The 12,374-nt window shown below is 68.4% G+C and carries 11 protein-coding genes; 6 read left to right on the forward strand and 5 right to left on the reverse strand.

Annotated elements, in window-relative coordinates:
* The first annotated feature begins 39 nt into the window (after positions 1 to 39).
* The 6 genes from murJ (at position 40) to trxA (ending at position 7,503) form a co-directional block, all read left to right on the forward strand.
* Positions 40 to 2,313 (forward strand): murein biosynthesis integral membrane protein MurJ, encoded by a 2,274-nt coding sequence (gene murJ / locus OG870_RS23390; RefSeq protein WP_266517770.1) that lies wholly within the window; start codon positions 40 to 42, stop codon positions 2,311 to 2,313.
* Between the two features lie 137 nt (positions 2,314 to 2,450).
* On the forward strand, positions 2,451 to 4,151 hold the full coding sequence (locus OG870_RS23395) for a serine/threonine protein kinase (RefSeq protein ID WP_266517773.1): 1,701 nt from the start codon (positions 2,451 to 2,453) through the stop codon (positions 4,149 to 4,151).
* A 195-nt stretch (positions 4,152 to 4,346) separates the two neighbouring features.
* Positions 4,347 to 5,069, forward strand: coding sequence for an RNA polymerase sigma factor SigM (gene sigM / locus OG870_RS23400; RefSeq protein WP_266517775.1), 723 nt, complete (start codon positions 4,347 to 4,349; stop codon positions 5,067 to 5,069).
* On the forward strand, positions 5,066 to 5,992 hold the full coding sequence (locus OG870_RS23405; RefSeq protein WP_266583111.1) for an anti-sigma factor family protein: 927 nt from the start codon (positions 5,066 to 5,068) through the stop codon (positions 5,990 to 5,992). The genes sigM and OG870_RS23405 overlap by 4 nt, the downstream gene beginning before the upstream one ends.
* A gap of 168 nt (positions 5,993 to 6,160) precedes the next feature.
* Entirely contained in the window at positions 6,161 to 7,129 is a 969-nt protein-coding gene (gene trxB, locus OG870_RS23410; protein ID WP_266517780.1) for a thioredoxin-disulfide reductase, read from the forward strand.
* A gap of 41 nt (positions 7,130 to 7,170) precedes the next feature.
* A complete protein-coding gene (trxA, locus tag OG870_RS23415) occupies positions 7,171 to 7,503 on the forward strand; it encodes a thioredoxin (protein ID WP_103545205.1) in 333 nt (110 codons plus the stop codon).
* A 94-nt stretch (positions 7,504 to 7,597) separates the two neighbouring features.
* On the opposite strand, the gene OG870_RS23420 is transcribed toward trxA, so the two are convergent.
* The 5 genes from OG870_RS23420 to OG870_RS23440 form a co-directional block, all read right to left on the reverse strand.
* A complete protein-coding gene (locus tag OG870_RS23420) occupies positions 7,598 to 8,215 on the reverse strand; it encodes a GNAT family N-acetyltransferase (protein ID WP_266517784.1) in 618 nt (205 codons plus the stop codon).
* A 329-nt stretch (positions 8,216 to 8,544) separates the two neighbouring features.
* Positions 8,545 to 9,645 carry a ParB/RepB/Spo0J family partition protein gene (locus tag OG870_RS23425; RefSeq protein WP_266517786.1) on the reverse strand — a complete coding sequence of 367 codons (1,101 nt, stop codon included), beginning with the start codon at positions 9,643 to 9,645 and terminating at the stop codon, positions 8,545 to 8,547.
* On the reverse strand, positions 9,642 to 10,715 hold the full coding sequence (locus OG870_RS23430) for a ParA family protein (RefSeq protein WP_323179426.1): 1,074 nt from the start codon (positions 10,713 to 10,715) through the stop codon (positions 9,642 to 9,644). The genes OG870_RS23425 and OG870_RS23430 overlap by 4 nt, the downstream gene beginning before the upstream one ends.
* A 301-nt stretch (positions 10,716 to 11,016) precedes the next feature.
* Positions 11,017 to 11,733 (reverse strand): 16S rRNA (guanine(527)-N(7))-methyltransferase RsmG, encoded by a 717-nt coding sequence (gene rsmG / locus OG870_RS23435; protein ID WP_266517789.1) that lies wholly within the window; start codon positions 11,731 to 11,733, stop codon positions 11,017 to 11,019.
* A 118-nt stretch (positions 11,734 to 11,851) separates the two neighbouring features.
* Positions 11,852 to 12,364 carry a Jag family protein gene (locus OG870_RS23440; protein WP_266517791.1) on the reverse strand — a complete coding sequence of 171 codons (513 nt, stop codon included), beginning with the start codon at positions 12,362 to 12,364 and terminating at the stop codon, positions 11,852 to 11,854.
* Positions 12,365 to 12,374: the final 10 nt, after the last annotated feature.

The raw sequence follows: 12,374 nt of genomic DNA on the forward strand, positions 1-12,374 counted from the left end.
CGTGGCCGGTGGGCCCGGGACGATGAGGTGGGGTAAACCATGAACGCGCCGTACGACGGTGACCGCGGCCAGGCCGCGGGCAGCTCGGGCCCCCCCGAGGGCCCGCCGCCCGAGCACGGCCAGGTGCAGCCGCAGGCCCCCGCCGACATGTACCTCCAGGACGCCTACGACCAGGACCCCTACCGGGCGCAGGACCTCTCCGCCCAGGATCCGGTCGCGGAGGCCCTCTACGACCGCGCGGCGCACCCCCCACCGCCCCCGGGCACCTACCAGCCGCAGCAGCCGCTGTACGGCCGGCCGCCCCAGTCTCCGTACGCCCCAGACCCGCGTGTGTGGGCCCAGACCCCGGCGCCGGAGCCGGGTGGCCCGAACCAGTACCTGCCGTACGGTGACGACCCCCGTACGACCCAGTACGTGGGCGTCGACGACCTGGTCACCCAGGCCGGCGAGGAGCGCCACGAGCCGGACGCCTTCGCGCACCTCTTCCGGGACCAGCAGCAGGGCGGACACCTGGCGTCCGATCCCCCGTCGGTGCCCGGCCCGGCAGCCGCCCCGGGCGGGCCGTCACCGGCGCCGCAGTACCAGGCTCCGTCGGCTCCCGCGCCCACGGCGGACGAGACCCTCAACCTCGGCGCCATGCCCGCCGCTGCCCCGGCGTCCTCCCAGGCCACGGCGAAGAAGGGCGGGCGAGCCACGGGCCTGCTCAAGTCCAGTGCTGTCATGGCCGCGGGCACGATGGTCTCCCGCCTCACGGGTTTCATCCGCTCCGCACTGATCGTCTCGGCACTGGGCGTCGGCCTGCTCGGTGACACCTTCCAGGTCGCCTACCAGCTGCCGACGATGATCTACATCCTCACCGTCGGCGGCGGTCTCAACTCCGTCTTCGTACCCCAGCTGGTGCGCGCGATGAAGGAGGACGAGGACGGCGGCGAGGCCTTCGCCAACCGGCTGCTGACCCTGGTCATGGTGGCGCTGGGCGGCCTCACGGTGCTCGCGGTCCTCGGCGCCCCGCTCCTGATCCGTCTGCTGTCCGACTCGGTCGCCCGCGACCCGGCGGCCAACGAAGTCGGCGTCACCTTCGTCCGCTACTTCCTGCCCTCGATCTTCTTCATGGGCGTCCACGTGGTGATGGGACAGATCCTCAATGCCCGCGGCAAGTTCGGCGCGATGATGTGGACCCCGGTCCTGAACAACATCGTCATCATCGTGACGCTGGGCATGTTCATCTGGGTGTACGGCACCGCAGCGGACTCCGGCATGAAGGTCACGAACATTCCGCCGGAGGGCCAGCGGCTCCTCGGCATCGGCGTCCTGCTCGGCCTTGTCGTCCAGGCCCTGGCGATGATCCCGTACCTGCGCGAGACCGGGTTCCGGCTGCGACTGCGCTTCGACTGGCGGGGCCACGGCCTCGGCAAGGCCGTGACGCTCGCCAAGTGGACCGTCCTGTTCGTGCTCGCCAACCAGGCCGGCGCGATCGTCGTCTCGCAGCTGTCCACGTCGGCCGGCAAGGCGTCGCCCGTCGACGGCACCGGCTTCGCCGCCTACGCCAATGCCCAGCTGATCTGGGGCCTTCCGCAGGCCATCATCACCGTCTCTCTGATGGCCGCCCTGCTGCCGCGCATCTCGCGCTCGGCGGCGGAGGGCGACGGCGGCGCCGTCCGCGACGACATCTCCCAGGGCCTGCGCACCACGGCCGTCGCCATCGTGCCGATCGCCTTCGGCTTCCTGGCTCTCGGCATCCCGATGTGCACGCTGATCTTCGGCTCCTCGGGCATCAGTGAGGCCACGAACATGGGCTTCATGCTGATGGCCTTCGCCCTCGGCCTGATCCCGTACTCCGTGCAGTACGTGGTCCTGCGCGCGTTCTACGCCTACGAGGACACCCGCACGCCCTTCTACAACACGGTCATCGTGGCCGCCGTCAACGCAGGCGCCTCGGTGCTGTGTTACTTCGTGCTGCCGCCCCGCTGGGCCGTGGCAGGCATGGCCGCCTCGTACGGTCTCGCCTACGCGATCGGCGTCGGAGTCGCCTGGAACCGGCTGCGCAAGCGGCTGGGCGGCGACCTGGACGGCGCCCGCGTCCTGCGCACTTACGCACGGCTCGGCATCGCCTCGGTGCCGGCGGCGCTGCTCAGCGGCGCGGCCTGCTACGAGATCGGCCACACGCTCGGCCAGGGCGTTGTCGGATCCCTCGCGGCCCTCCTGGCCGGCGGAGTCGTTCTGCTCGGGATCTTCTTCGTAGCCGCCCGCAAGATGCGCATCGAGGAGCTGAACTCACTGGTCGGCATGGTCCGCGGACGTCTGGGGCGCTGACGCGGGGGTACGCGCACAACCATCGTCCGCCGCCGTGTGTCGTGCATAGCGGCGGACTGTGGGCACAATTGGTTTGGCGTCGGACGGCGCGCACGGATGTCGGTCGGCGCGCATTGAATGGGGAGGCAGGAACGACGGTGGCGGAACGGAGCACGGCTGCCGTCGACGTGGCAGACAACAGCGGCGACAAGCCGCTGACCGCGGAGGCGGACCAGTCCACGGCCGACGGGGTGGCCCAGAACCGGGAGCGGGACACGGAGATCGACGAGGCACAGGGGAGTGGCGGGACCGAGGGTCCCGAGAAGGCCTCAGCACCCGAGCTGCACAGCGGCCACAAACTGGCCAGACGGTACCGGCTCGAAGAATGCGTCACCCGTCTGGACGGATTCAGCAGCTGGCGCGCCGTGGACGAGAAGCTTCGCCGCGCCGTCGGCGTTCACCTCCTGCCCGCGGACCATTCGCGGGCACGTTCGGTGCTGGCCGCGGCACGTTCGTCGGCGCTCCTCGGTGATCCCCGATTCGTCCAGGTACTCGACGCCGTCGAGGAGAACGACCTGGTCTACGTCGTGCACGAGTGGCTGCCCGACGCCGTCGAGCTGACCACTCTGCTCGCCTCCGGTCCGCTGGAGCCGCACGACGCCTACCAGATGGTCAGTCAGATCGCCTCCGCGATGGCTGCCGCGCACCGCGAGGGTCTGGCCCACCTGCGCCTGAACCCCAACGCCGTGCTGCGCTCCTCCAGCGGCCAGTGGCGTATCCGCGGCCTCGCCGTCAACGCCGCGCTGCGCGGCATCAGTTCGGACACCCCGCAGCGCACCGACACGGAGTCCGTCGGCGCGCTCCTGTACGCCGGGCTCACTCAGCGCTGGCCGTACGAGAACGACGCGTACGGCCTGTCGGGGCTGCCCAAGGACGTCGGCCTGATCGCGCCCGACCAGGTGCGGGCGGGCGTCCACCGCGGTCTGTCCGAGCTCTCCATGCGCGCACTCGCCAACGACGGGGCGACTGCCTCCCGTCACGAGTCGCCGTGCACGACGCCCGAGGAACTGGTGAAGGCCGTCGGCGAGATGCCCCGTATCCGCCCGCCGGAGCCCTCGTTCACCGCGCCCCCGGAGTACCAGCGCACCACGTACCAACAGGGCACGTACGGCCGCCCGGCACCCCACCGCGGCGCCACCCAGCCGGTCCCGACTCCTCCGGCACCACTGCAGAGCCGCACAGGCAAGGCCCTGAAGTGGGCCGTCTCGGCCCTCCTCATCGCCGCCCTGGGCCTGGGCAGCTGGCAGCTCGCGGACGCCCTCATGGACAGCAGCAACAAGTCGGACGACACGAACAAGACGCAGACGACGGATGGGGGAGACAAGGGCGGCACGAACCAGCCGCCCGGCGGCAAGCCCATCACCGTCAAGCGGGCCTTTGACTTCGACCCGTTCGGCGACCAGTCCGAGAAGCCCTCGGACATAGGGAAGGCTTACGACAACACCACGGCCACGTACTGGCAGACGGACTACTACCTGAGCGCGAACTTCGGCAACCTTAAGTCGGGCGTCGGTATCATCCTCGACCTCGGCAAGGTCCAGCAGGTCGGGAAGGTGACTGTCTCTTTCGTGGGAGACACTTCGGTCGAACTCCGCAGCGCGAGCGCCGACGCGGGCGCTAAGCCGGTGACCTTCTCCTCCTACACCAAGGTCGCCTCGGGCTCAGGGACCACTGTGGAACTCAAGCCCGGCAAGTCCGTCAAGTCTCGATACCTCTTGGTGTGGCTGACCAAGCTGCCTCTGCAAGTCGACGATGGGCAATGGCGCGCCAGAGTGGCCGACATCAAGGTGACCAGCTGAGGGAAGGGGCCACGAGGTCGTTTCTGCGAGTCCCGTCCTGCCACATCTACAACGAATCGGGCAGCGCCCTCGATGTGCGCAGCGGGACGACGAAGCCCTTCTCACCTGCCTGGGACGATCCGCCTGACGATCAGAGAACGGTGATCTGTGCCAGGCACTACCCTCGGATAGCAACGGCGGGAGGGAGGGCAACAGTTGGACGAGACCGCGAGCGATTCCGTCAGCGACCATGATCTCCTCACCCGTCATGTCGCCGGCGACCCGGACGCCTTCGGTGAGCTTGTGCGGCGTCATCGTGATCGCCTGTGGGCGGTGGCCCTGCGGACGCTGGGAGACCGCGAGGAGGCCGCTGACGCCGTTCAGGACGCCCTTGTGTCGGCCTATCGGGCCGCCCACACCTTCCGGGGACAGTCGGCCGTCACGACGTGGCTGCACCGGATCACGGTGAACGCCTGCCTGGACCGCGCACGCAAGGCCGCCTCACGCAAGACCTCGCCGGTCGACGACACCGAGCGGCTGGAGCAGCTGCTGGAGCCGCACGAGGAGGCATCGGCTCCCGCGGAGCGCAACGACCTGCACCGTCAGCTGCTGGAAGCCCTCGGCACCCTCCCGCCCGACCAGCGCGCCGCCCTCGTCCTCGTCGACATGCAGGGGTACCCGGTCGCCGAAGCCGCGCACCTCCTCGACGTCCCGACCGGCACGGTGAAGAGCCGCTGCGCCCGTGGCAGAGCCAGACTCCTACCGCTCCTCACTCATCTGCGGCCGGAAAACTCCGGTGGCGCAAAGGAACGGAGTGAGAGGCGGAACCGGACGCAGGGGACATCCGTCCCACCGGCAGCGGGACCGCCGACCGACGGTTCACGCGATACCGGGCCGAGTGATTCAGCTGCAGTGAAGGGCGGAGGTGGGCGAGCGTGACATCCACGACGGACATGGCCGGACACCCGGACGTCGCCGAAATCTCCGACCTCACCGAGGGGCTGCTTCCAGCGTCCCGGACCGCCGACATACGACGGCACCTGGACGAGTGCGAACTCTGCGCGGACGTCCACATGTCCCTGGAGGAGATCCGAGGGCTGCTGGGCTCGATGCCGGGCCCGACACGCATGCCCGCCGATGTCGCCGGCCGGATCGACGCCGCGCTCGCTGCTGAGGCACTGCTGAACGCGACCTCACCCGCTGCCACTGACACCCCGACACTCGTCAGCTCTTCCCGTTCCATGAACGACACCGGCGACGGCCACGACAGCCCGGATGTTTCACGTGAAACATCGGCAACGGCGAACCGGCCCGCAGGACACGCCCGGGCCTCCACCACCGGACCGGGCCGCAAGGAACGCAAGCGGGGCGGACGCCGCAGGGTCGCCATCCTGGGCACCGTCTTCACGGTCGCCGCACTGGGCTTGGGTTCCGTCCTCCTGGCATCGCTGAACGATGGAAAGTCGCCCACTTCTCAGGCCCAGGGCCGGGAGTCCACCGGCGCGGACACCTTCTCAGAGGCCAAGCTGGGGAATCAGGTCGCCGGTCTCCTCAAGAGCAAGGACTCAGACAGCCGCTCCCATGCTCCCCACAGCCTCGGCGTGGAGGGCGGTTCCAACCAGCCCAAGATCTTCAAAGAGCCCACGGTCCCGGACTGTGTTCGTAAGGGCATCGGACGCACCGACCCGGCGCTCGCCATGAAGCAAGGGACCTACGAGGGGACGGACGTGCTGCTCGTGGTCATGTCCGACGCTTCCGCGAGTTCCAGGGTGACCGCGTACATCGTGGATTCGACCTGTGTGAGTCATCCGTCGTCCGCCAAGGCGAAGGTTCTCCTGAAGCACTCCTACAACCGTCCCTGAGCGCACACGCTTCGCCTCCGCTCTGCGTGGTATCCCGTACGGTGTCGCGTCTCCGTGTGCCCGGACACAGCGGGAATGCGCGCCCCTTAGGATCCGTTGGGTGGGGTGAGAGTTCTCAGAGGGCTCCCACCGGACCTACGACGCAGTCCAGAGACGAGGAACCAAGCCGTGAGCGACGTCCGTAACGTGATCATCATCGGCTCCGGGCCCGCCGGCTACACGGCGGCGCTCTACACCGCGCGCGCGTCGCTGAAGCCGCTGGTCTTCGAGGGCGCCGTCACCGCCGGTGGCGCGCTCATGAACACCACCGACGTGGAGAACTTCCCGGGCTTCCAGGACGGCATCATGGGCCCCGAGCTCATGGACAACATGCGTGCCCAGGCCGAGCGCTTCGGCGCCGAACTCGTCCCGGACGATGTCGTCTCCGTCGACCTTACCGGTGAGATCAAGACCGTCACCGACACCGCCGGCACCGTACACAAGGCGAAGGCCGTCATCGTCACCACCGGCTCCCAGCACCGCAAGCTCGGTCTGCCGAACGAGGACGCGCTCTCCGGGCGCGGAGTCTCCTGGTGCGCCACGTGTGACGGCTTCTTCTTCAAGGGCCAGGACATCGCCGTGATCGGCGGCGGCGACACCGCGATGGAGGAGGCCACCTTCCTCTCCCGCTTCGCCAAGTCCGTGACGATCGTCCACCGCCGGGACACGCTGCGCGCCTCCAAGGCGATGCAGGAGCGTGCCTTTGCCGACCCGAAGATCAAGTTCGTATGGGACAGCGAGGTCGCCGAGATCCAGGGCGACCCCAAGCTCTCAGGTCTGAAGCTGCGCAACCTCAAGACCGGCGAGCTCTCGGACCTGGCGGTCACCGGGCTGTTCATCGCGATCGGCCACGACCCGCGCACCGAACTCTTCAAGGGCCAGCTCGACCTGGACGAGGAGGGCTACCTCAAGGTCGCCTCCCCCTCGACCCACACCAACCTGACGGGTGTGTTCGCCGCCGGCGACGTCGTCGACCACACCTACCGCCAGGCGATCACCGCGGCCGGCACCGGCTGCTCCTCCGCTCTCGACGCCGAGCGCTACCTCGCCGCCCTCGCGGACGAGGAGCAGGCGGAGCCCGAGAAGACCTCTGTCTGACCCCCATCCGCCCCACGCACCAACCAGTTAAGGAGCCCGCCGTGGCCGGCACCCTGAAGAACGTGACCGACGACTCCTTCGAGCAGGACGTCCTCAAGAGCGACAAGCCCGTCCTGGTGGACTTCTGGGCCGCCTGGTGCGGTCCGTGCCGCCAGATCGCTCCGTCCCTCGAAGCAATCGCCTCTGAGTACGGCGACAAGATCGAGGTCGTCAAGCTCAACATCGACGAAAACCCGGGTACGGCCGCAAAGTACGGCGTCATGTCCATCCCGACGCTGAACGTCTACCAGGGCGGCGAGGTCGCCAAGACCATCGTCGGTGCGAAGCCGAAGGCCGCGATCGTCCGCGATCTCGAGGACTTCATCGCCGAGTAGTCGGCGAAGCCGCCGAGCCGACGGCACATGTTTCACGTGAAACACGGATGGGCCAACCCTGAAGGGTTGGCCCATCCGCTTGTCCGGACGTCCGTCACAGCGGCCGCAACACCGGCTCCTTCTGCACAGCCCCCAGCAGCCGGTCGAGCGCCATCTCCACGTCTTCCTTCCAGGAGAGCGTCGTCCGCAGCTCCAGCCTCAGGCGTGGGTAAGTCGGGTGCGGGCGGACCGTCTTGAATCCCACGGCCAGGAGATGATCGGCCGGCAGGACACACGCGGGTTCTTTCCACCGCGCGTCCCCAAAGGCCTCGATCGCCTTGAAGCCCCGTCGCAGCAGATCCTTGGCGACCGTCTGGACCATGACGCGCCCGAGTCCCTGCCCCTGGTAGCCGGGCATCATGAACGCAGTGATCAGCTGGACCGCGTCCGGCGAGATCGGACTCGTGGGGAACGCCGTCGACCGGGGAACGTAGGCCGGAGGGGCGTAGAGCACGAAGCCCACCGGCACGTCGTCGACGTAGACAACCCGGCCGCAGGATCCCCAGTCCAGCAGGACCGCCGAGATCCACGCTTCCTTCTCCAGCGCGGGCGTGCCCGCCCTTACCGCGGCTTCGCCGCTGACGGGGTCCAACTCCCAGAAGACACACGCGCGACAGCGCTTGGGAAGGTCCTGAAGGTTGTCCAGCGTGAGCGGTACGAGCCGACGCCCCATGAAGGCTGTTCCTCGCTTCCTTCGCCCGCTGCGTCACGGGCGGCTGTCAGAGCACTCCGCTCTCTGAGGAGGCTGCCGACGAAGCCGCCGACCGCGCCCAGACCCAGGCCTGCCCTCACCAGTCCGGTGCGGCTCATCGTTCGCATGGCCGCTGCCTCCCTCTCAGAGGTACTGCCAGGTGGATGCGCCATACCCGAACGCATCGTATCCACGAAGCGATTGCATCGATACTGCCTGAAAGCAAAGAGCAGGCCGTGTTCCGGTACACACCGGACACGGCCCGCTCTGTCGGCCCACCGGGCGAAACCGCCCTGTCGGCCATCAACTCTCTAGGCCTCGTCGTCCTCGGAGTCATCGTCCAGAAGGCTCTTCTGCAGGACCGGGCCCTCGCCGGGAGCCAGGCTGCTGAGGATCCGCTCAAGGTCCTCCATGGAGGCGAACTCGACGGTGATCTTGCCCTTCTTCTGCCCCAGATCGACCTTCACCCGCGTCTCGAACCGGTCCGAGAGACGGCCCGCGAGGTCGCTCAGCGCCGGGGAGACGAGGGCGCCTGCCCGTGGACCCTTTGAGCGCTGGGTCGTCTGCGGACGCGAGCCCATGAGGGTCACGATCTCCTCGACGGCCCGCACGGACAGCCCCTCGGCCACGATCCGGTGGGCCAGCCTGTCCTGCTCCTCCGAGTCCTCGACGGAGAGCAGTGCCCTCGCATGACCGGCGGAGAGGACCCCCGCGGCCACCCGACGCTGAACCGCTGGCGACAGCTTCAGCAGACGCAGGGTGTTGGAAACCTGCGGGCGGGAGCGTCCGATGCGGTCGGCCAGCTGGTCGTGCGTGCAGTTGAAGTCCTTGAGGAGCTGGTCGTACGCGGCAGCCTCTTCCAGAGGGTTCAGCTGCGCCCGGTGCAGGTTCTCCAGGAGCGCGTCCAGGAGGAGCTTCTCGTCCTCCGTGGCCCGCACGATCGCCGGGATCGCCTCAAGGCCAGCTTCACGGCAGGCCCGCCAGCGACGCTCACCCATGATGAGCTCATACCGGGCCGGGCCCGACTGCCGTACGACGACCGGTTGGAGGAGACCGACCTCCTTGATGGAGGTGACGAGTTCCTGCAGCGCGTCCTCGTCGAACACCTCACGCGGCTGGCGGGAGTTCGGCGTGATGGAGTCGAGGGGGAGCTCCGCGAAGTAGGCGCCCACGGGAGGCGCAGGCACCTCCAGGGAGCCGTTCAGCGTCGGCTCGTCCGTTTCATGTGAAACAGGCGGCAGCGTGGCCACCTTCGCCGCGGCAATCCCGCGGTCGGTCGTCAGCACCGGGACCGCCGACGGCGACGCAGAACTCGCGCCCCCCATCGCGGCCGGGGCCGGCGTCTTCTCCGTGGGTGCAGCCGGGATCAGTGCGCCGAGACCACGGCCCAAACCCCTCCGTCGCTCGCTCACTGAAGCCCCTCCACCATGCTCGGGTCGCTCTGGGCACCGATGTGGGCATGCGGCGCTTCGTATGTCACGCCGACACCCTTCAGTGCGATTTCTCGTGCCGCCTCAAGATAGGACAGCGCACCGCTCGAACCCGGATCGTAGGTCAGCACCGTCTGCCCATAACTCGGCGCCTCGGAGATTCGGACCGACCGGGGAATGCTCGTTCGCAGCACCTCGTCGCCGAAGTGGCTGCGTACCTCGTCCGCGACCTGGGACGCGAGACGTGTCCGGCCGTCGTACATGGTGAGGAGGATCGTCGAAACGTGCAGCGTGGGGTTGAGGTGGCCCCGCACCAAGTCGACGTTCCGCAGCAGCTGTCCCAGTCCTTCCAGCGCGTAGTACTCGCACTGGATCGGGATGAGGACCTCCGCGCCGGCCACCAACGCGTTGACCGTCAGCAGGCCGAGCGAAGGAGGGCAGTCGATCAGAATGTAATCCAGCGGCTGCTCATAGGCCTGAATGGCTCGCTCCAGCCGGCTCTCCCGCGCCACTAGGGACACCAGCTCGATCTCCGCACCGGCGAGATCGATCGTGGCGGGGGCGCAGAAGAGGCCCTCGACATCGAGGACTGGCTGGACGACCTCCGCGAGAGGCCTGCTCTCGACCAGAACGTCGTAGATGGACGGGACTTCGGCGTGATGGTCGATTCCCAGAGCGGTGGATGCGTTGCCCTGTGGGTCGAGGTCGATCACCAGGACGCGGGCGCCGTGCAGGGCCAGGGAGGCGGCAAGGTTGACGGTCGTCGTCGTCTTGCCGACACCGCCCTTCTGGTTGGCAACGACCATGACGCGCGTCTGCTCAGGCCGTGGCAGGCCCTCGCCGGCGCGGCCCAGAGCTTCCACGGCCAGTTGGGCAGCACGACCGATCGGAGTGTCGTCCATCGGAGGCGGTGTTTCACGTGAAACATCCGCCCCCATCGACTCGGTACGGGGACCGGGGACCGGATCGGTCATCGGTCCCGCGATGTTGGCGTCGGACCGCAACGATTCACTCTCCTCGACTTCAGGCTCGCAATGAACAGAGCCTCCCATGCCTTCGGGGTCGTGAACCAGTGAGGCCTGTTCTTCTGTGGAGAAATCCACCTCTGTGGACAACTCCGTGCCCCCCACGGGGGACCGAGCACTGTTGGGTACGGGTGCCTCTCCGAGCGAGCCGAGAGGCTTACGGTCGCGGGGTTCGGCCGCGGCCCGGCCGCGGCTGATGATGCCGTGCAGCAGTGAGCGACGTTTCACGTGAAACACGATGCACAGCAGCAGTGGCCGAACTGCCGCGACACTCCGGCGTGCGTAGGTTTGGCAGCTTGTGTGGAGTACGTCTCGTCGTCAGGGTGGATCAGCGACGACGCCGTACTCGCTCTGTGCGAGCGGCTTTGGCCTTCTTCGCCGCGAAGCGCACACCCCCGGGGCTCTCGCCGACCTCGACCCGCACAACAGTGGACAGGGGATCCACCACGCCCTCACCCACATGCAGGATCGAGGTCTCCACGGCGCCGAGCTTGCTCAGCGCCGTGGACGCGCTCTTGAGCTCCTCCTCAGCGGTGTCCCCCTTGAGCGCGAGCATCTCGCCGTACGGCCTCAGCAGTGGGATGCCCCACGTGGCCAGTCGGTCCAGCGGGGCCACGGCCCGTGCCGTCACGACATGGACCGGCGGTACCTTGCCCATGACCTCCTCGGCACGACCCCGGACCACGGTCACATGGTCCAGGCCCAGCAGCTCGACGACCTCGGTGAGGAAGTTCGTACGCCGCAGCAGAGGCTCCAGGAGCGTGATCTTGAGGTCCTCACGGACCAGCGCCAGAGGGATGCCCGGCAGGCCGGCACCCGAGCCGACGTCGCACACCGTCACCCCCTCGGGCACGACCTCGGAGAGCACCGCGCAATTGAGCAGGTGCCGCTCCCAGAGGCGAGGCACTTCGCGTGGGCCGATGAGACCGCGCTGCACACCCGCCTCAGCGAGCAGCTCCGCATAGCGGACCGCGTCCGCGAAGCGATCGCCGAACACCTCACGCGCCTGCTCGGGCGCAGGGGGAAGCTCCGCTGCCTCCGTCACGGGGACCGTCCTTCCGTACCGCTTCAGCGCACCGGGCGCCGACCAACAGAACTATCAGGCTGACAAAGTCCGGCCCCGCCTGCGCTACAGACGGGGCCGGAGGAACGTAACGGACCGATCAGGCCGGGAGCACGACGACGAAGCGCTGCGGCTCCTCGCCCTCCGACTCGCTGCGCAGGCCCGCGGCCTTGACCGCGTCGTGCACGACCTTGCGCTCGAACGGGGTCATCGGCTTCATCTTCACCGGCTCGCCGGTGTTCCTGACTTCGGCGGCCGCCTTCGCACCAAGCTCGGAGAGTTCGGCGCGCTTCTTGGCGCGGTAGCCGCCGATGTCCAGCATCAGCCGGCTGCGGTCCCCGGTCTCCCGGTGCACGGCGAGGCGCGTGAGTTCCTGGAGCGCCTCAAGCACCTCACCGTCACGGCCGACCAGCTTCTGCAGGTCTCGGCCGCCCGCGTCGCTGATGATCGAGACAGCGGCGCGGTCGGCCTCGACGTCCATGTCGATGTCGCCGTCGAGATCGGCGATGTCCAGCAGACCCTCAAGGTAGTCCGCTGCGATCTCGCCCTCCTGCTCCAGGCGGGTCAGGGTGTCTGCACCCTCGACAGCGGCGGAGGTGGTGCCTTCCGTCACGGGATGGGCT

Source organism: Streptomyces sp. NBC_00461 (assembly GCF_036013935.1).
GTDB lineage: Bacteria > Actinomycetota > Actinomycetes > Streptomycetales > Streptomycetaceae > Streptomyces.

Bases quoted from the DNA above. Each gene is read 5' to 3' on its own strand.
- murJ (WP_266517770.1), top strand. From the start codon at position 40: ATGAACGCGCCGTACGACGGTGACCGCGGCCAGGCCGCGGGCAGCTCG.
- OG870_RS23420 (WP_266517784.1), bottom strand. From the start codon at position 8,215: ATGGGGCGTCGGCTCGTACCGCTCACGCTGGACAACCTTCAGGACCTT.
- OG870_RS23430 (WP_323179426.1), bottom strand. From the start codon at position 10,715: ATGGGAGGCTCTGTTCATTGCGAGCCTGAAGTCGAGGAGAGTGAATCG.